The organism is Salinimicrobium sp. TIG7-5_MAKvit (genome assembly GCF_049569215.1).
Lineage (GTDB): Bacteria > Bacteroidota > Bacteroidia > Flavobacteriales > Flavobacteriaceae > Salinimicrobium > Salinimicrobium profundisediminis.
Genome location: NZ_CP145903.1, coordinates 2,410,299 through 2,428,989, shown reverse-complemented (window position 1 = coordinate 2,428,989; position 18,691 = coordinate 2,410,299). Strand labels below are relative to the sequence as shown.

Annotated in this window: 20 protein-coding genes; 5 read left to right on the top strand and 15 right to left on the bottom strand. The window is 39.7% G+C overall.

The features are described from left to right. Nucleotides 1-10: 10 nt before the first annotated feature. The 15 genes from rplN to rpsL all read right to left on the bottom strand — a co-directional run bounded on the left by rplN (nt 11) and on the right by rpsL (nt 8,591). Entirely contained in the window at nt 11-379 is a 369-nt protein-coding gene (rplN, locus tag V5739_RS10885) for a 50S ribosomal protein L14 (protein ID WP_265162654.1), read from the bottom strand. 2 nt (nt 380-381) lie between these two features. Further along, entirely contained in the window at nt 382-639 is a 258-nt protein-coding gene (gene rpsQ, locus V5739_RS10880) for a 30S ribosomal protein S17 (RefSeq protein ID WP_093113468.1), read from the bottom strand. 17 nt (nt 640-656) lie between these two features. Then, nucleotides 657-848, bottom strand: coding sequence for a 50S ribosomal protein L29 (rpmC, locus tag V5739_RS10875; protein WP_097056535.1), 192 nt, complete (start codon nt 846-848; stop codon nt 657-659). A gap of 11 nt (nt 849-859) precedes the next feature. Further along, nucleotides 860-1,279, bottom strand: a complete 420-nt coding sequence (gene rplP, locus V5739_RS10870) for a 50S ribosomal protein L16 (RefSeq protein ID WP_266070243.1) — start codon at nt 1,277-1,279, stop codon at nt 860-862. A gap of 19 nt (nt 1,280-1,298) precedes the next feature. Further along, entirely contained in the window at nt 1,299-2,021 is a 723-nt protein-coding gene (gene rpsC, locus V5739_RS10865; RefSeq protein WP_266070242.1) for a 30S ribosomal protein S3, read from the bottom strand. An 8-nt stretch (nt 2,022-2,029) separates the two neighbouring features. Beyond that, entirely contained in the window at nt 2,030-2,437 is a 408-nt protein-coding gene (gene rplV, locus V5739_RS10860) for a 50S ribosomal protein L22 (protein WP_423818182.1), read from the bottom strand. Nucleotides 2,438-2,445: 8 nt separating this feature from the next. Beyond that, nucleotides 2,446-2,724, bottom strand: a complete 279-nt coding sequence (gene rpsS / locus V5739_RS10855) for a 30S ribosomal protein S19 (RefSeq protein ID WP_029035468.1) — start codon at nt 2,722-2,724, stop codon at nt 2,446-2,448. A 6-nt stretch (nt 2,725-2,730) separates the two neighbouring features. Beyond that, on the bottom strand, nt 2,731-3,558 hold the full coding sequence (gene rplB / locus V5739_RS10850) for a 50S ribosomal protein L2 (RefSeq protein WP_266070240.1): 828 nt from the start codon (nt 3,556-3,558) through the stop codon (nt 2,731-2,733). A 9-nt stretch (nt 3,559-3,567) separates the two neighbouring features. Further along, complete coding sequence (rplW, locus tag V5739_RS10845) at nt 3,568-3,858, bottom strand: 50S ribosomal protein L23 (RefSeq protein ID WP_029037130.1); 291 nt, start codon at nt 3,856-3,858, stop codon at nt 3,568-3,570. 5 nt (nt 3,859-3,863) lie between these two features. Beyond that, the gene (gene rplD, locus V5739_RS10840; protein WP_266070239.1) at nt 3,864-4,493 is read right to left on the bottom strand and encodes a 50S ribosomal protein L4; all 630 of its coding nucleotides are present in this window, start codon (nt 4,491-4,493) and stop codon (nt 3,864-3,866) included. Then, nucleotides 4,493-5,104: a 50S ribosomal protein L3 gene (rplC, locus tag V5739_RS10835; protein ID WP_266070238.1), complete on the bottom strand. Its 612-nt coding sequence runs from the start codon at nt 5,102-5,104 to the stop codon at nt 4,493-4,495. The genes rplD and rplC overlap by 1 nt, the downstream gene beginning before the upstream one ends. A 157-nt stretch (nt 5,105-5,261) precedes the next feature. Beyond that, nucleotides 5,262-5,567 (bottom strand): 30S ribosomal protein S10, encoded by a 306-nt coding sequence (rpsJ, locus tag V5739_RS10830; protein ID WP_010181931.1) that lies wholly within the window; start codon nt 5,565-5,567, stop codon nt 5,262-5,264. 12 nt (nt 5,568-5,579) lie between these two features. Then, nucleotides 5,580-7,691 (bottom strand): elongation factor G, encoded by a 2,112-nt coding sequence (gene fusA / locus V5739_RS10825; RefSeq protein WP_345597221.1) that lies wholly within the window; start codon nt 7,689-7,691, stop codon nt 5,580-5,582. Between the two features lie 3 nt (nt 7,692-7,694). Beyond that, on the bottom strand, nt 7,695-8,171 hold the full coding sequence (gene rpsG, locus V5739_RS10820) for a 30S ribosomal protein S7 (protein WP_266070236.1): 477 nt from the start codon (nt 8,169-8,171) through the stop codon (nt 7,695-7,697). Nucleotides 8,172-8,216: 45 nt separating this feature from the next. After that, nucleotides 8,217-8,591 (bottom strand): 30S ribosomal protein S12, encoded by a 375-nt coding sequence (gene rpsL, locus V5739_RS10815; RefSeq protein WP_029037125.1) that lies wholly within the window; start codon nt 8,589-8,591, stop codon nt 8,217-8,219. A gap of 460 nt (nt 8,592-9,051) precedes the next feature. Between rpsL and V5739_RS10810 the strand changes: the two genes are divergently transcribed. The 5 genes from V5739_RS10810 to V5739_RS10790 all read left to right on the top strand — a co-directional run bounded on the left by V5739_RS10810 (nt 9,052) and on the right by V5739_RS10790 (nt 18,685). Then, entirely contained in the window at nt 9,052-12,270 is a 3,219-nt protein-coding gene (locus tag V5739_RS10810; protein WP_423818181.1) for a SusC/RagA family TonB-linked outer membrane protein, read from the top strand. Nucleotides 12,271-12,280: 10 nt separating this feature from the next. Next, nucleotides 12,281-13,711: a SusD/RagB family nutrient-binding outer membrane lipoprotein gene (locus V5739_RS10805; protein ID WP_423818180.1), complete on the top strand. Its 1,431-nt coding sequence runs from the start codon at nt 12,281-12,283 to the stop codon at nt 13,709-13,711. A gap of 30 nt (nt 13,712-13,741) precedes the next feature. Beyond that, nucleotides 13,742-14,878: a hypothetical protein gene (locus tag V5739_RS10800; protein ID WP_423818179.1), complete on the top strand. Its 1,137-nt coding sequence runs from the start codon at nt 13,742-13,744 to the stop codon at nt 14,876-14,878. A 317-nt stretch (nt 14,879-15,195) separates the two neighbouring features. Next, complete coding sequence (locus V5739_RS10795) at nt 15,196-15,921, top strand: hypothetical protein (RefSeq protein WP_423818178.1); 726 nt, start codon at nt 15,196-15,198, stop codon at nt 15,919-15,921. 1 nt (nt 15,922) lies between these two features. Continuing rightward, a complete protein-coding gene (locus tag V5739_RS10790; RefSeq protein ID WP_423818177.1) occupies nt 15,923-18,685 on the top strand; it encodes a TonB-dependent receptor in 2,763 nt (920 codons plus the stop codon). Nucleotides 18,686-18,691: the final 6 nt, after the last annotated feature.

Here is an 18,691-nt window from a genome sequence, read left to right as displayed (position 1 = left end):
TATTTCTGTATTAAAGCACTTCTGGTGCTAATGATACGATCTTCATGAATTGCTTATCACGAAGTTCACGTGCTACAGGTCCAAAAACACGTGTACCCCTCATTTCCCCAGCTGGGTTGAGAAGAACACATGCGTTATCGTCGAAACGGATGTAAGATCCGTCTGGTCTGCGCACTTCTTTTTTGGTACGAACAACAACTGCTGTTGAAACTGCACCCTTCTTTACATTTCCGTTAGGTGTAGCTTCTTTAACACTGACAACGACCTTGTCTCCAACAGAAGCGTATCTTCTATTTGTACCGCCCAATACACGAATAACTAAAACTTCTTTAGCTCCGGTATTGTCTGCAACCCTTAATCTAGACTCTTGTTGTACCATAATTACTTCGCTCTTTCAATTATTTCTACTAATCTCCAACATTTCGATTTACTCAAAGGACGTGTTTCCATGATCCTTACAGTATCTCCAATGTTGCAGTCGTTTGTTTCGTCGTGCGCCACATATTTCTTCGTTTTCAAAACGAACTTTCCATACATGGGGTGTTTTACTTTTTTAGTTTCAGAAACCACAATAGATTTCATCATCTTATTACTGGTAACAACACCTATACGTTCTTTTCTTAAGTTTCTTTTTTCCATTTTCAGCAGAATAACACTTATTGTTGTTCTCTTTTAGTTAACTCTGTAGCAATACGCGCTATAGATCTTCTTACAGTTCTTAACTGTATTGGGTTCTCTAATGGCGATACTGCGTGAGCCATTTTAAGATCGGAATATGCTTTCCGTGACTTACCAAGTTCTTCCTGTAATTCTGCTACAGACAATTCTCTAACTTCTGATTGTTTCATAACGTGTCTTATTAAGCTTGATAATCTCTAGCTACGATGAACTTAGTTTTTACAGGAAGTTTTTGAGCCGCCAGGCGAAGAGCCTCTTTAGCAACATCAAAGGGCACACCTCCTACTTCAAAAAGTATTCTTCCGGGTTTTACAACTGCAGCCCAGTATTCAACGGCACCTTTACCTTTACCCATACGTACTTCAAGAGGCTTTTTTGTAATAGGCTTATCTGGAAAAATTTTAATCCAAAGCGATCCTTCCCTCTTCATGTAACGAGTAGCAGCAATACGCGCAGCTTCTATTTGTCGTGCAGTCAAAAAATTAGAATCTAATGACTTTATTCCAAAAGTTCCGTTTGAAAGTCTGTGCCCTCTTTGAGACACACCCTTCATACGGCCCTTCTGCATTTTGCGATATTTTGTTCTTTTAGGCTGTAACATTTTTCTTTACTTTAAAAAATTACTTTCTACGACGCGATTTTGGTGCACCGCTTCGTCCGGTTCCGGTTTTTCCTCCTTGTTTTTTGGCCATGCCAACAAGTGGAGAAAGTTCTCTTTTACCGTATACCTCACCTTTCATGATCCATACTTTAACACCCAATCTACCATAAGTAGTATGAGCTTCAACTAAAGCATAATCAATATCGGCTCTAAATGTTGACAATGGAATTCTTCCATCCTTGTAGGATTCTGAACGAGCCATTTCTGCCCCATTTAAACGCCCTGAGATCTCAATCTTGATCCCTTCAGCATTCATCCTCATTGCAGCCGCAATAGCCATTTTAATTGCACGACGGTAAGAGATACGATTCTCAATTTGCCTTGCAACACTAGAACCCACTAAATGAGCATCAAGTTCTGGCCTTTTAATTTCAAAGATGTTGATTTGAACTTCCTTGTCGGTAATCTTCTTAAGCTCTTCCTTAAGCTTGTCTACCTCCTGACCTCCTTTACCAATAATGATACCAGGACGGGCTGTGGTGATAGTAACGGTTACAAGCTTTAGAGTACGCTCAATGATCACTCTGGATACACTCGCTTTTGAAAGACGAGCATGGATATATTTTCTAATCTTATCGTCTTCGGCTAATTTATCGCCGTAGTCATTTCCTCCGTACCAGTTGGATTCCCATCCTCTAATGATACCAAGACGATTCCCGATTGGATTTGTTTTCTGTCCCATACTCTTAACTAGCTTTGTGTATTATTGTTTGCTCCAAGAACCAAAGTAACATGGTTGGAACGTTTTCTAATTCTATGTGCGCGACCCTGTGGTGCAGGACGTAGTCTCTTCAACATACTTCCTCCGTCAACGCGAATCTCTTTTACAAACAATTCTGCATCTTCAATACTCGCATCTTCATTCTTAGCCTGCCAGTTGGCAAGTGCAGACAAAAGCAACTTTTCAAGACTCTTAGACGCGTCTTTAGAATTGAATTTCAAAATTTGAAGCGCTCTTTCTACTTTTTCACCACGAACAAGGTCTGCAACCAGACGCATTTTTCTTGGCGAAGTAGGGCAGTTATTTAGTTTAGCAGAAGCTATTTGCTTCTTAGCTTCTTTAGTTTGCTCTGCTCTTTCTCTTTTACGAACTCCCATAGCTTCAATTATCTTTTACCTTTATTCTTAGCACCAGCATGACCTCTAAAAGATCTTGTTGGTGAAAATTCACCTAATTTATGACCTACCATGTTCTCAGTGATGTACACAGGAACAAACTGACGTCCGTTGTGCACAGCAATAGTTTGCCCAACAAAATCTGGAGTGATCATTGAAGCCCTTGACCAGGTCTTAATAACCGCTTTCTTTCCAGACTCGGTATTCTGCGCAACTTTCTGTTCTAATTTATAGTGAACGTAAGGTCCTTTTTTTAATGAACGTGCCATATCTTATTATTTCTTTCTACGTTCTACAATATACTTATTACTCGCTTTCGTTTTAGAACGGGTTCTGTAACCTTTTGCAGGTAATCCCTTTCTAGAACGTGGGTGACCTCCTGAAGCACGACCTTCACCACCACCCATTGGGTGATCAACCGGGTTCATAACAACAGGTCTGGTTCTTGGTCTTCTACCTAACCATCTATGTCTACCAGCTTTACCAGAGACTAACAACTGATGATCACTATTTGAAACAGCACCAATAGTCGCAACACAACTGGCAAGCACCCGTCTGATCTCTCCAGAAGGCAACTTGATAGTAGCATACTTTCCTTCTCTTGCCATTAACTGAGCAAAAGCTCCTGCACTACGAGCCATTACAGCTCCCTGCCCTGGTCTAAGCTCAATACAAGAAATAATAGTACCCAAAGGAACGATAGACAAAGGCATAGCATTACCAATTTCGGGTGCTACATCCTGCATTCCAGATACTATGTTCTGGCCAACCTGAAGTCCATTCTGAGCAATAATATATCGTTTCTCACCATCCTGATAATTCAATAGTGCGATAAAAGCTGTTCTGTTTGGATCATACTCAATAGAAGCAACTGTTGCAGGGATACCCTGCTTGTCTCTTTTAAAATCTATAATCCTGTAACGCTTTTTATGACCACCACCTATATAGCGCATGGTCATTTTTCCCTGACTGTTTCTACCACCAGATCTTTTGTTCGGAGCCAATAAACTTTTCTCCGGCTTATCAGTAGTGATCGCGTCAAATCCGTTCACTACTCTAAAACGCTGACCAGGGGTAATTGGTTTTAATTTTCTAACTGACATTCTTTAATCTTAAAGATTACTATATAAATCAATAGTTTCACCTTCCGCCACCTGTACTAGTGCTTTTTTATAAGCACTGGTTTTACCAGTAACAACACCCGTTTTTGTATAACGGGTTTTTCTGTCTGGGCGGACGTTAATTGTACGAACTTTAGTAACTGAAACACCATAAGCAGACTCAACTGCGTCTTTAATTTCAATCTTATTCGCCTTATTATCAACTACAAAAGCGTACTTATTGTTAAGCTCGCTATCTGCTGTAGCCTTCTCTGTAATAATAGGTTTTATTAAGATACTCATAATGCTTATTTACTTAGATTCGACTCAATTCCTTCTAGAGACCCCTCTAAAAACACTAAGTTGTTAGCGTTTAAAATTTTGTAAGTACTTAATTCTGAAGAACTTACAACCTCAGAGGTCTTTAAATTGCGTGACGACAAATATACGTTTTTATTCGAGTCACCCAACACTATCAAAGATTTTTTACCTTCCAGTCCTAAAGCCTTCAACACATCGATGAAGTTTTTAGTTTTTGGAGTATCAAATGAAAAATCTTCAACTACCATAATGGAGTTATCATTTGCCTTCATAGACAGGGCAGATTTTCTAGCCAGTCTTTTTAGGGTTTTATTCAACTTAAATGAATAACTTCTTGGTCTTGGACCAAAAACTCTACCTCCACCTTTAAAAATAGGAGACTTGATACTTCCCGCACGGGCAGTACCTGTTCCTTTTTGTTTCTTAATCTTACGCGTAGAACCAGCAATCTCTGCACGTTCCTTAGCTTTGTGAGTTCCCTGGCGTTGATTGGCCAGATACTGCTTCACATCAAGATAAACAGCATGGTTGTTAGGCTCTACTGCAAAAACAGCATCAGAAAGGTTTGCCTTTCTTCCTGTTTCTTTTCCTTTTATATCTAAAACTGCTACTTCCATTACTTCTGAATGATTACGTAAGAGTTCTTATGTCCCGGTATAGCTCCACTTACTACAAGTAGGTTCTTATCGGCTATTACTTTTAGAACTCTCAGGTTTTCTACTTTTACTTTTTCGCCACCCATTCTTCCGGCCATTCTCATACCTTTGAAAACTCTCGCAGGATAAGAAGCAGCACCAATAGAACCAGGAGCTCTTAATCTGTTGTGCTGACCATGAGTAGCCTGTCCAACCCCACCAAAACCGTGACGTTTAACAACACCTTGAAAACCTTTTCCTTTAGAAACACCGGAAACGTCTACAAATTCGCCTTCAGCAAAATGCTCTACAGTGATTGCATCACCTAGTTTATACTCTCCTTCAAATCCCTTGAATTCAACGACTTTGCGCATTGCTGCGGCTCCGGCTTTTTTAGCGTGCCCTTCGGCAGCTTTATTAGCAGTCTTTTTGTCATCGAAACCAAGTTGAAGAGCTTCATACCCGTCAACCTCTTTGGTTCTGACTTGGGTAATTACGCATGGTCCTGCTTCAATAACGGTACAAGGAATGTTCTTCCCGTTCTCGTCAAAAATGCTGGTCATGCCAATCTTTTTTCCTATTAACCCAGACATAATTAATTATTAGTTATTAATTTATATTTATTTAAAAATATTCAGGATTGAAAAACACTTCCAATCCTGAATGTATTTTTCACCGTTTTTCCCTCGCTTACAGCTCGGGACATGTTGCGTACAATTGTTGAGACAAAGCATGCTTTGTCTCCTACGATCACACTTTAATCTCAACCTCTACTCCACTTGGCAATTCAAGTTTCATAAGAGCATCGATCGTTTTTGAAGAAGAACTGTAAATATCCAGTAACCTCTTATATGAGCTTAACTGAAACTGCTCTCTAGACTTTTTGTTAACGTGCGGAGAACGCAATACAGTAAATATCTTCTTGTGAGTTGGCAACGGAATAGGACCAGTTACCACAGCTCCCGTACTTTTTACGGTTTTTACAATCTTCTCGGCAGATTTGTCTACCAGGTTGTGATCGTAAGATTTTAGTTTTATTCTGATTTTTTGACTCATTTTCCTGATAAATTAATCGTTAGCGGTTCCCTTTTCTGCCTTCATGATCGATTCTGAAATATTAGAAGGAGTTTCGGCATAGTGAGAAAATTCCATAGTAGAAGTTGCACGTCCTGAAGATAAGGTACGCAAAGTAGTAACATATCCAAACATTTCAGATAATGGCACTTCAGCTTTAATAACTTTTGCACCAGACCTGTCAGACATATTATTCACCTGTCCACGACGTCTGTTTAAATCCCCTACTATATCACCCATATTCTCTTCTGGGGTAACCACTTCAACTTTCATGATTGGCTCAAGGATTACAGCTCCTGCTTTTTTAGCAGCAACTTTATATCCCATTTTTGCAGCCAATTCAAAAGAAAGCTGATCTGAATCTACAGGGTGGAAAGATCCATCCTTAAGAACTACTTTTAAAGTATCCATTGTAAAACCTGCCATAGGACCGGTTTTCATAGCTTCCTTGAATCCTTTTTCAACTGATGGAATGAATTCTTTTGGAATACGGCCACCTTTGATCTCGTCAACAAACTGAAGCCCCGGACCTTTAAAGTCTTCATCTGCAGGCCCTAATGTGAATACAATATCACCAAACTTACCACGACCACCAGATTGTTTTTTGTAAACCTCTCTGTGATCTGCATCTTTAGTAACAGTTTCTTTATACTCAACACGTGGTTGACCTTCATTCACCTCAACCTTAAATTCTCTTTTCAAACGATCTACAAGAATTTCAAGGTGAAGTTCACCCATTCCTGAAATAATGGTTTGTCCAGAAACTTCATCAGTCTTAACCTGGAAAGTTGGATCTTCTTCAGCTAATTTCGCCAAAGCCATACCCATTTTATCAACATCTGCCTTGGTTTTAGGCTCAACAGAAATACCAATTACAGGATCAGGGAAAGACATTGATTCAAGCACGATAGGGTGCTTCTCATCAGTCAAAGTATCTCCTGTTTTAATATCTTTAAATCCAACAGCCGCACCAATATCACCAGCTTCAATTCTGTCAATTGGCTGTTGTTTATTAGCATGCATCTGATAGATACGTGAAATACGTTCTTTTTTTCCGGAACGGTTATTCTGAACATATGAACCAGCATCTAATGCTCCCGAATAAACTCTAAAGAAAGCTAAACGACCAACAAAGGGATCTGTAGCAATTTTAAAAGCTAAAGCTGAAAAAGGAGAATCAACATGAGGCTTACGGCTCTCTTCTTTCTCTGTATCAGGATTAACCCCAACAATAGCTTCCACATCTACTGGAGATGGGAGGTAACGCATCACAGCATCCAACATAGCCTGAACTCCTTTATTCTTAAAGGAAGAACCACACATCATTGGGATGATAGACATATCTATGGTTGCAGCCCTTAGAGCAGCAATGATCTCATCTTCAGTAATTGAATCCTCATCTTCGAAGAATTTCTCCATAAGAGCCTCATCGTACTCTGCAACTGCCTCTACAAGCTGAGCTCTATACTTATTCACATCATCCATTAATTCCGCAGGAATATCAATGGTCTCATAAGTCATTCCGTAGTCTTCTTCATTCCAGATGATAGCCTTTTTAGCAATAAGGTCAACAACTCCTTTAAAGTCTACCTCATCCCCAATTGGCACTTGAAGAGGCACCGGGTTTCCACCTAGCATCTCTCTAACCTGATTACATACATTGAAAAAGTCTGCACCCTGACGATCCATCTTATTCACAAAACCAAGTCTTGGTACACGGTATTTATCGGCTTGCCTCCAAACAGTTTCAGATTGAGGCTCAACACCATCAACCGCACTGAAAAGAGCAACCATACCATCAAGAACACGAAGTGAACGCTCTACCTCTACGGTAAAGTCAACGTGCCCCGGAGTATCAATAATATTAACAGTGTATTCCTGGTCGCGGTACATCCACTTACAATGCGTAGCCGCAGAAGTAATAGTAATACCACGCTCCTGCTCCTGCTCCATCCAGTCCATAGTAGCCGCACCATCATGCACCTCACCAATTTTATGACTTATTCCGGTGTAGAAAAGAATACGCTCTGTAGTTGTGGTCTTACCGGCATCAATGTGCGCAGCAATACCAATATTTCTTGTATATTTTAAATCTCTTTGTGCCATTTTTTAGAATCTAAAGTGAGAGAATGCTTTGTTAGCTTCAGCCATCTTGTGAGTATCCACTCTTTTCTTAACAGCCGCACCTTCTTCTTTAGCTGCAGCAAGAATCTCAGACGCAAGTCTTTGAGCCATAGATTTCTCGTTACGCTTCCTCGAATAAGAGATCAACCACTTCATAGCAGTTGAAACCTTACGATCTGGTCTAATTTGCATTGGAATTTGAAAGGTTGCACCACCAACTCTACGGCTACGCACTTCAACGTGAGGCATAACATTAGAGAGAGCATCTTTCCATAGCTCAAGTGCAGTTTTTTCTTCATCCTGTTTTTTCTCTTCTACGATAGCAATAGCATCATAGAAAACTTTAAAGGCAACAGATTTTTTACCATCCCACATCATCATGTTAACAAAACGCGTTACTAACTGATCATTAAACTTTGGATCTGGTAAAAGTGGCCTTTTTTTCGCCTGTCTTTTTCTCATTTCTTCTTTGTAATAAGTTAATTGTTACTTGCCCTGGAAATAAAATTATTTCTTAGGCTTTTTAGCACCATACTTTGAACGCCTCTGGGTTCTTCCTGCAACACCGGCAGTATCCAGAGCACCACGTACAATATGATACCTAACTCCAGGCAAATCTTTAACTCTTCCGCCTCTAACCAATACTATCGAGTGCTCCTGGAGGTTGTGACCTTCACCAGGGATGTAAGCGTTCACCTCTTTACCATTAGTCAACCTAACCCTTGCTACTTTACGCATTGCAGAGTTTGGTTTTTTAGGTGTAGTGGTGTAAACACGAGTACATACTCCCCGTCTTTGAGGGCACGAGTCCAAAGCAGCCGATTTACTCTTCTTGGTAATTGTGGCTCTTCCTTTTCGTACTAATTGTGAAATTGTTGGCATAATTTCTTTTACACTAATTATTTATTTGATATTACCCTTTTCTAAAAAGGTCTGCAAAGGTAGAAATAAAACCCAATAATTCAAATCTTAAGCAATTAATTTTCAGAGGCATTATCAAAAAGAAAAAACCACACTTGTTTTTTGCCATTTTTGACACCCTGGGAACACTTTCAGCTTTTATCTGAAAAAATTTATTATCCCAGATATCTCTCAGGATAAAAATTTTTTTAATGAATTTGTTTGACCCTTCAAATGATATTGATCATGCTTTTATATATAGCACACACCGCCCTGAAAATGAACACACTACATTAAATGCACAAAAGAGCTTGAAAACGTTAATGAAAGCTTAAATACTGAGGTGTTCTTAAGATCAAACTAAAGTTTTAAAGAAAAAAAGTTGTCAGGATGACAATTTATCTTCAAATTTGGCACTGGCTAATTCAAACAAATCATTAAAATGAAAACAAAATTAAGTGGAATGCTAACGCTATTATTGGCGTTAGTAGTGCAAATAACTTTTGCACAACAAGACCTCACAGTCACGGGTACTGTGACCGATGGTAATGGGATGCCTCTCCCTGGGGTGAACGTACTTGTGAAAGGTACTACCAAAGGGGTGCAGACAGATTTCGACGGTAATTACTCTCTTGAAGTAAGTCAGGGAGAAGTCCTGGTTTTTTCTTACCTGGGAATGCAAACAGTCGAATACCCTGTTACCAATGTAGACACAATCGATGTGATCTTAAAGCCCGATGCTGCTCAACTTGAAGAAGTTGTAGTAACTGCCCTCGGGATTTCGCGTGAAAAAAGATCTCTTGGTTATGCTACCGAAGAAGTTAGCGGAGCCGAAGTAAACACGGCTAAAGAAGGTAACTTTATTAACTCTTTATCGGGTAAAGTATCCGGTTTGGACATTAAGAAGAGTAGTACCCTTGGTGGTTCTTCAAACGTGATTATTCGTGGTTACACTTCATTAACTGGTAACAACCAGCCTCTATTTGTAGTTGACGGTGTGCCAATTAGTAACGAGAACTCCAATACTTCTGACCAATCCCGTGGTAGAGGAGGATACGATTACGGTAACGCAGCCATGGATATTAATCCAGATGACGTTGAATCTGTAAACGTACTTAAAGGTGCTGCAGCATCTGCATTATACGGGTCTCGTGCTGCAAACGGGGTGATCATTATTACTACAAAATCAGGACAAAAGAACGATGATATTGGAGTTACCATTTCCAGCGGAGTAACATTTTCTGAAATGGATGATGATACTTTCGTTGAGTACCAAAAAGAATACGGTGCCGGATATGGGCGATACTATGAAACAGGCTATTTTGACAGCTGGGATGTTGATGGAGACGGAACAGATGACCTTGTAGTTCCTTTCACAGAAGATGCCTCCTTTGGTGGTAGATTCGATCCAAGTCTAATGGTTTTTCAATGGGATGCACTTTATCCTGAATCTCCAAATTACCTACAGGCTACTCCATGGACAGCTGCCGAAAACGGACCTGAGTCAATTTTCAGAACAGGTGTTTCTTACAACCACAGCATCTCATTAGATGGAGGTACAGATCGTAGTACTTATAGATTAGGCTACACGCTTTATGACCAGGAGGGTATCCTTCCAAACAGTAATATTAAGAGAAACACAGTAGATGTAAAAGCTACTCACGATTTCACCGAAAAACTTACTGCAGGAGTAACTGCAACTTACACCAACACTGATGGTAAAGGACGTTACGGAACAGGGTATAGTGGAACAAACATATTCCAGTCTATGCGTCAGTGGAACCAAAACAACGTAGATTTTGTAGCTCAAAAAGATGCTTACTTCTCTACAGGAAGAAACATCACCTGGAACTATGCAGATGCAGAAGGCGGTAACTTAAGCCCTATCTATACAGATAACCCATACTGGCAGTTATATGAAAATTACCAAACAGATGTTAGAGACAGACTATATGGTAATTTCAACATAAATTATGAATTCACTGACTGGTTTACTGCTACAGGAAGAGTATCTATAGATACCTACAATGACCTGAGGGAAGAAAGAAGAAACGTTGGAAGTAATGGAGTTTCACACTACCGTAGATATGACGCCAGCTACACTGAGCTAAACTATGATTTACTCTTAAACTTTGACTATGACCTTTCAGAAGACCTTAACCTTTCAGGTTTATTAGGTGCTACGGCAAGAAGACAAACTTTCCGTCAATTGAGAGCAAGCACTACTGGTGGGTTGGTAATTCCTGATCTGTTCGCTTTGTCAAATTCACAGAACCTTTTAGAGCCACCAACTGAATCTTTTGAAGAATTACATACCAATGGTTACTTCGCCAGCGCATCATTTGGTTATAGAAACTTACTTTTCCTTGATGCAACTGCAAGGGTTGACGAATCTTCTTCTTTACCTGAAGATGACAACTCATACTTCTATCCTTCTGTTTCTACAAGTGTTGTATTCTCAGAATTCCTTAACAACGACTGGTTATCATTTGGTAAACTTCGTGCCAACTACGCTGAGGTAGGTAACTATGCACCACCATTATCAGTTCAGAATGTTTATGACAACCCTACAAACTTCAGGACTCCGCTTTATTCAGTAAGTAGCACTGCTAATAACCCAGATCTTAAAAACGAAACCACTACAAGTTGGGAAGTTGGTTTAGAAATGGAGTTCTTTAATAGACGTGTAGGTTTTGATGTGGCTGCTTACCAGTCAAATTCTCAGGATCAACTAATGCCTGTTACTATTACAGCTGCAACAGGTTATACTTCGAGATGGGTAAATGCCGGAGAAATTGAAAACAAAGGTTTTGAAGCAAGCTTACACGTAAGCCCAATTAGAACCGACGATTTTGAATGGAGAATTAATGGTAACTGGTTTACTAACGAAAGTGAAGTGCTATCCTTGTACGGAGGTAACCAAAACCTTGAATTGGCATCTCTTCAGGGAGGTATTTCGATCAATGCTACAGTAGGAGAGCCTTATGGTACAATCTGGGGAACTAACTACACTTACCTGGAAGACGGAAGCGGTCCTGTTATTAATCCTAACAATGGTCGTTTTGTAGTAGATGGAACTCCACAACCTATTGGAGATATCAATCCAGACTGGAAAGCCGGTATCAGCAATACCTTCTCATATAAAGATATTGCATTCAGCTTCCTAATCGATATCCAGGAAGGTGGAAGTGTTTTCTCTCTTGATACATGGTACGGTTATGCAACCGGAGTACCTGCAAATACTGTAGGAACTAATGATTTGGGTAACCCAATGAGAAACCCAATCTCACAGGGTGGTGGTATTGTTCTTGAAGGAGTAAATCCCGACGGCACTCCAAATACCACAAGAACTGATATGAGCAGCTATGCAAACGCCATAGGTTACGGTTATGCACCAAATGCTTTCCACGTCTATGACGCCAGCTACGTAAAACTAAGAGAAGCTACGCTATCTTATTCTTTGCCAAACTCTATTGCCGATAAAATTTCTATGACAGATGTTACATTTTCTGCAGTAGGAAGAAACCTTTGGATTATCGACAAGAACATTCCTTACTCAGATCCTGAAGCAGGATTAAGTTCTGGAAATATTCAGGGATACCAGTCTGGAGCAATTCCAACTGCCAGAGAGTACGGTTTTAACGTAAGACTACAATTCTAAAAAAAATATCATGAAGAAACTATTTTTAATCATATTACTGGCTACAGGGGTTGTAGCATGTTCTGATGACTTATCAGAAGTGAATGTCGATACAAAAGCCCCTACAGAAGTACCGGCCGATGTATTGTTCTCTAATGCTACCAAAAATTTGATTGACCAAATGGTCAGCACAAATGTTAACAGGGGCATATTTAAACTGGTGGCTCAATACTGGACCGAGACTACCTATACCGATGAAGCGAACTATAACCTGGTCGAAAGAGATATTAACGGTTCTCAATGGATCATCTTGTATCGCAATGTTTTAAAAGACCTTGAAGAGGCTAAAATGATTTTGACTGAAAACCCTGATTCTTCTCTTTCTGAAGCTCAAATTCAAAATCAATTAGCTATGATTGAAGTACTACAGGTCTTCACATGGCATGTTTTGGTTGACACTTTTGGTGACATTCCTTACACAGAAGCTCTGGATCTTGAAAACAGCACTCCTGTATATGATGACGATGCAGCTATCTATACAGATATCGTGACTCGATTAGATGCTGCTATTACCCAGCTTACCGATGGAGCCGGTGGATTTGGTGATGCTGATTACCTTTATAATGGAGATGCCGGACAATGGGCTAAATTTGCTAACTCTTTGAAACTACGTCTAGCTTTAAGATACGCTAATGTAGATGATACCAAAGCTGCTAAGATGGCAACTGAAGCCATTCAGGCAGGAGTATTTGAGTCGCATGCAGACAATGCATCAATGGATTATGAAGCATCAGCTCCAAACACCAACCCTATCTGGGAAGATCTTGTACAGTCAGGTCGTGCCGATTTCGTTGCTGCAAATACTCTTGTAGATAGAATGAATGAACTTGATGACCCAAGAAGAAACGATTATTTCGCTCAAAACCTTGGAGAAGGGGTCTATGATGGAGGTACATACGGTGCCAATGGAAACACTCAGGGAAATAGTACTATCTATAGTGAAAGGTTTGAAGACCCAACTCTAGAGGGTGTTATCTTAGACTATACTGAAGTTGAATTCCTTATTGCTGAAGCTGCTGCCAGAGGTTATATTACAGCCGACGCTGAAGATCATTACAACGAAGCTATTACTTCTTCCATTCTTTATTGGGACGGAACTGAAGCTGAAGCCAATGCTTACATTGCACAACCAGAAGTTGCCTATAGCCAGGCTAACTGGATAGAAAAAATTGGTGTTCAAAAATGGATTGCTCTTTATAACCGTGGTTTTGAAGCCTGGTCTTCCTGGAGAAAACTCGATTTCCCGAAATTGCCTAACGCAGCACAATCTGGCCTTCCTGTACCTTTAAGATTTACTTATCCTGTAAGTGAAGCTACTTTAAACGGTGCAAATTGGGAAGCAGCTTCCAGTGCTATAGGTGGAGATGAACAACAAACTCCTGTATTCTGGGACCAGAACTAAAAGAAAACTAAAAAACAAAATCTTAAGATAATGAAACAACAATTAAAATATTTAAGTCTCTGTTTCCTTGCAGTAGGTTTATGGTCTTGTGATGACGATGAAGCTCTGATCGATACACGAGAAGTTGGGGCCAATGCGGTTCTGGTAGATCGCAACATAAGCGTTCTTGACCAAAATGAAGATGTAACCATTGAACTTTTCACCAATAACGTTGAATTCGAAAGTATCACAATTGAGGATGGAGATGGCAATGTGTTAACCACAGCTAGTATCGGAGACGGAACTGCTACTTTTAGCACTTCTGAGCTGGGAGATTTCAAATTCGGCGACGACAATGATGAAGTTACTGGAACCTATGACCTTAGAATCGTTTCTATGCTATCCAGTGGAGAGGTACTAAATGATCCTGCTTCTATTAACGTTGATCACGCAATTGAACTTAGTGAAGTTGATGAGATCACTTACTTAGATCCTACTTCAGACGAAGATGAAACTGTTTTAGGTTATTCTGTTTCAACATTTAATGCACCTATAGATGATTTCATGCTTGAGTGGAAGAAAAATGAAGCAGGGACATATGTTGAAGCAGATGACATCACTTTAAGTCCTGAAGAAGGAGAAATTGATCTAGCCAAGTTAGATTATGAAGCTTATGACCTTGCTCCGGGAGACACCCTTTACTACAGGTTTACTGCTACAAGCGGAAGCTTCCAGGATCAGGTAGTAACTAGCGTAGTCGTAGTGCCTCAAATGTTTAATAGCAGTGAGTCTGCAACCATTTCTAACGATGCTACTGCAAGCCAGTTTAGCTTTACTACTGGAGAGAATTATGCTGAAGGAAGTAGTGAAGGAGAAATTACATTTACAGAAGTTGAAGGATTTGAAGTAGTGAATGATGCTCTAATCAGCTTTGTAGAAGTGACAGAAGAAGACTTCTTCTCAACCGTAGACCTTATGGATGCCCGTGAAGCTTTTGAAGACGGTACTCCTGTGACTTCCGTACCTAATGTTGAAGCGGGAGATGTATTTGTTTATAAAACCACTCGCACCGTTGAAGGTGAAGAAGTAGTTGTGTACGGTATAATCAAAGTTGGTGACGTAACAGTTGTTAACGGAACTGCTGTAAGCTTTGAAATTGAATACAAGGAAGGTACTATTGTAGAGTAACAATAAAATTTCTTGAAAAGGAAAAGGCTGTCCAAATGGGCAGCCTTTTTTAATATAAAAAGGCTTTTAAATCTTGCCTCATTTGGTGGACGATTAACTTCTTACCTGATTTAATGAAAGTTGAAAAGATCCAATATATAAGTAACTCCTATAAAATTCCATTTAAATCGCCCATCTTATAAATCTGGAGTTTCAGCAAAAAGTTTCCATAAAGAGCATTACAAAACAAAAAAATGTAGAAAAAAATGAAAAACACTTCTCATTATGTTATAAAAATGCTAATTTCCCCTCTTATACTTCACCAGTCTTTTCTTTAAATGAAAAAAAACTTTAGACAGTTTCTATCTCTGCTTCTCCTCTATCCTGCGACAAGCTTTTCTCAAACAGTAGTAGAGCCTGTTTATGAACTCTTCGATTCTGTAATCCACATTCAAAATACAGATCTCGCAAATGGTATAGAATACGTGGAGCAGCATATAATACGTAGTGATGATCACAAGTATTTTCAAACCATGGAATACTTAAATGGTAATGTGATATATGACGGCCAACCCTACTCCAACCTTGATTTACAATACAACATCTATGATGACCTTCTGCTGACACGGATTCCTACAGCCGGAGGTGCTACACTCATCCAATTGCACAAAGAAAATGTACAGGCTTTTAACATTGATGGGCATAGCTTTATTGCCCTGAAAGGAACTTCAGATGAAAAACCTCAGTTCTATGAAATTCTACTGGAAGGCAATGATATTCTCTTGCTAAAGAAGCATCGCAAGAAGATTAAAAAACATTTAGATCAAAATTTCACCTACTTCGAGTTCAAAGAAGATACCCCCAAATATTTTGTTTCGATCAATGGGAATCCCGAAGAAATTTACTCCCAAAGATCCGTTCGTAAACTGTTCCCTAACAAGGAAGAGCAAATTAAAAATTTTTACAGATCTAATTCCTCTCTAAAAAGGGAAAAGCCCGACAAATTTTTGACTCTCCTGTTTCAAAGCCTCATTCCATCAACTTCAGAATTAAACCTTAACTAATTTGAAGAATTTTGTTACCCTGCTAATACTTTTTTCTCTGCAGCACCTCACGGCTCAGGAAGAATCTCCTAAAGTTTCCCTTTCTTTAGAACAAGCTACCTTAGAACAGGTTCTTGGCGAAATAGAACAGCAAACAGGCTTCCACTTTTTTTATGTAGAAGAATGGGTAAAAGGCACGAAGGTAACAGCCAACTACAACCAAACCCCCGTATCTGAAGTCTTAAAAAAGGCATTTGAACAAACTCTTCTCAATTACTACTTTCTAGACAATAACAGAGTGGTCATCACAAAAAGCAATATTATATATAATCAGTTACCTCAGGGGTTCTTCCCAGACACGACACAAATAGCTACTGAAAGACCAAAAGAGATTAAAGAATATAATCCTGTTTTCTATACTCAAAGCAACAGCCCCAAAGCAACAAGCAAGACAATATTTATAGGTAAAGAAACTCAGACTTCAGGCACCGGAACTTTCAACTTAAGCGGGCAGGCAACAAACCAGGAAACTGGAGAACCTATCTCCAACCTTTCTATCATTGTTCAGGGAACAACTATAGGTACAGTTACCGATATCAATGGAAATTATAACCTGAAATTGCCAGCAGGAGAACACCTTTTAGAGACAAGATCTTTGGGAAATGAAGACGTGGTGACCCGGCTGGTCATCTTTAGCGACGGCACGTACAACTTAAGCCTTAAGGAAGATTATGAGCTATTGGGAGAAGTATTGGTAGATTCTAACCAGGCCGAGAACGTAGAAGATGCCATTGGGGGCACAGAAGATATTGACATAAGTGAAATCAAAAATATACCCCTGGTCCTGGGAGAAAGGGATGTTATGAAAGTAGCAGTCACTCTTCCGGGAATTTCCACTACGGGTGAGGGATCTGCAGGGTTTAACGTAAGGGGCGGGAAAACCGACCAAAACCTCATTTTGATCGATGATGCAGTGCTTTACAATCCTGCTCATTTCTTCGGAATTTTCTCTGCCGTAAATCCTTTTACCACTGGAGACATGACCATTTACAAAGGAAATATCCCGGCGCGGTTTGGTGGAAGGCTTTCTTCAGTTTTTGATATCACCTCCAAAGATGCAAATACCCAGAAATTTGCAGGAGAAGTTTCGGTGGGGCCAGTAACCAGCAATGTTGCTCTTGAAATTCCTGTGATTAAAGAGAAATCGGGGTTACTCATAGGCGGAAGAAGTACCTATTCCGACTGGATTTTAAAAAACCTGGACGAAGAATCCCTAAAAGACAGCAAAGCTTCCTTTTACGATGTCATTGCAAAGTATAACCACAAATTTAATGACAGGACCAGCTTAAAGACCACCGGCTACCTTAGCCGTGACAACTACAGCATTACTTCTGATTCTCTCTTTAACTATCAGAACCTGCTGTTCTCCATGAAACTCAATCATAAGTTTAATGAAAAAAATGACGGTAGCCTTATCCTCACCAACAGCCATTATAACTTTGATATAGATTACGAAAGCGAATTCAACAATAACTTTACTTCAGGTTATAAGATCAATGAAACTGAAGTAAAATTGAACATGAGGTACCTTCATAGTGCTGCACATAAATTTGATTATGGAATTTCAACCAAGCTCTATAATGTGCACCCTGGTAAAATACAGCCTCTGGGAAGCGAATCTATTATTCAACCCCTTGAGATTGCTAAAGAAAAAGGCCTGGAGTCTGCTATCTATCTTGCCGATAATTTTACAGTTAATGACAAACTGCTTCTTAGCGGCGGCCTTCGCTATTCTCATTATGCTGCACTTGGTGAAAAGAACCAGAAAATTTATGAAGAAGGCCTTCCAAAATCTGAAGCTACTGTAATTGATACCGTTCACTACGGAAAAAATGAAGTTATGGAAACCTACGGCGGACCCGAAGTACGCCTCTCGGCACGTTATTTCCTGCTTCCCGATCTTTCCTTAAAGCTTAGTTACAACAATGCTTACCAGTATATTCACACCCTTTCTAACAACACCACGGTCTCCCCTACCGATACTTACAAACTCACCGATAAAAACATAAAGCCTCAACGTGCCCACCAGTATTCTTTAGGGCTTTACAAGAACTTCAATAACAATATGTATGAAGTGAGTGTAGAAGGCTACTATAAAGAATCAAGGAATATCCTTGATTACAAAGTAGGGGCGCAGCTTTTTCTGAATGAAAATATAGAAACTGAAGTTTTACAGGGAGAAGGCCGCTCTTTTGGAGCCGAATTTCTTCTGAAAAAAACCGAAGGCCGATTGAACGGATGGCTGGGCTACACCTACTCTAAATCTGAACTAAAACTCGACGGAGCTTTTAATGAACAGCAGGTGAATAACGGCGAATTTTTTCCCGCCAATTACGATAAACCTCATGACCTAAGCATAGTAGCCAATTATAAACTAACCCATCGGTTCAGTTTTTCAGCTAATTTTGTATATCAAACCGGGCGCCCCGTCACCTTCCCCACCGGGAAATACTATCAAAATGGAATTGAATATGTGCTTTACAGCGACCGAAACAAATTCAGGATTCCAGATTACTACCGCCTTGACCTCAGTTTTAACGTAGAAGGAAATCACAAGATCAAGAAATTTGCACACAGTTTCTGGAATATTTCAGTTTACAACGTATTGGGAAGAAACAATCCGTATTCAGTATTTTTTGTGACTGAAGAAGGAGAAGTAAAAGCTTATAAAAGCTCCATTTTTTCAATTCCGGTACCTACCATCACCTATAATTTCAGATTTTAAAGCGGA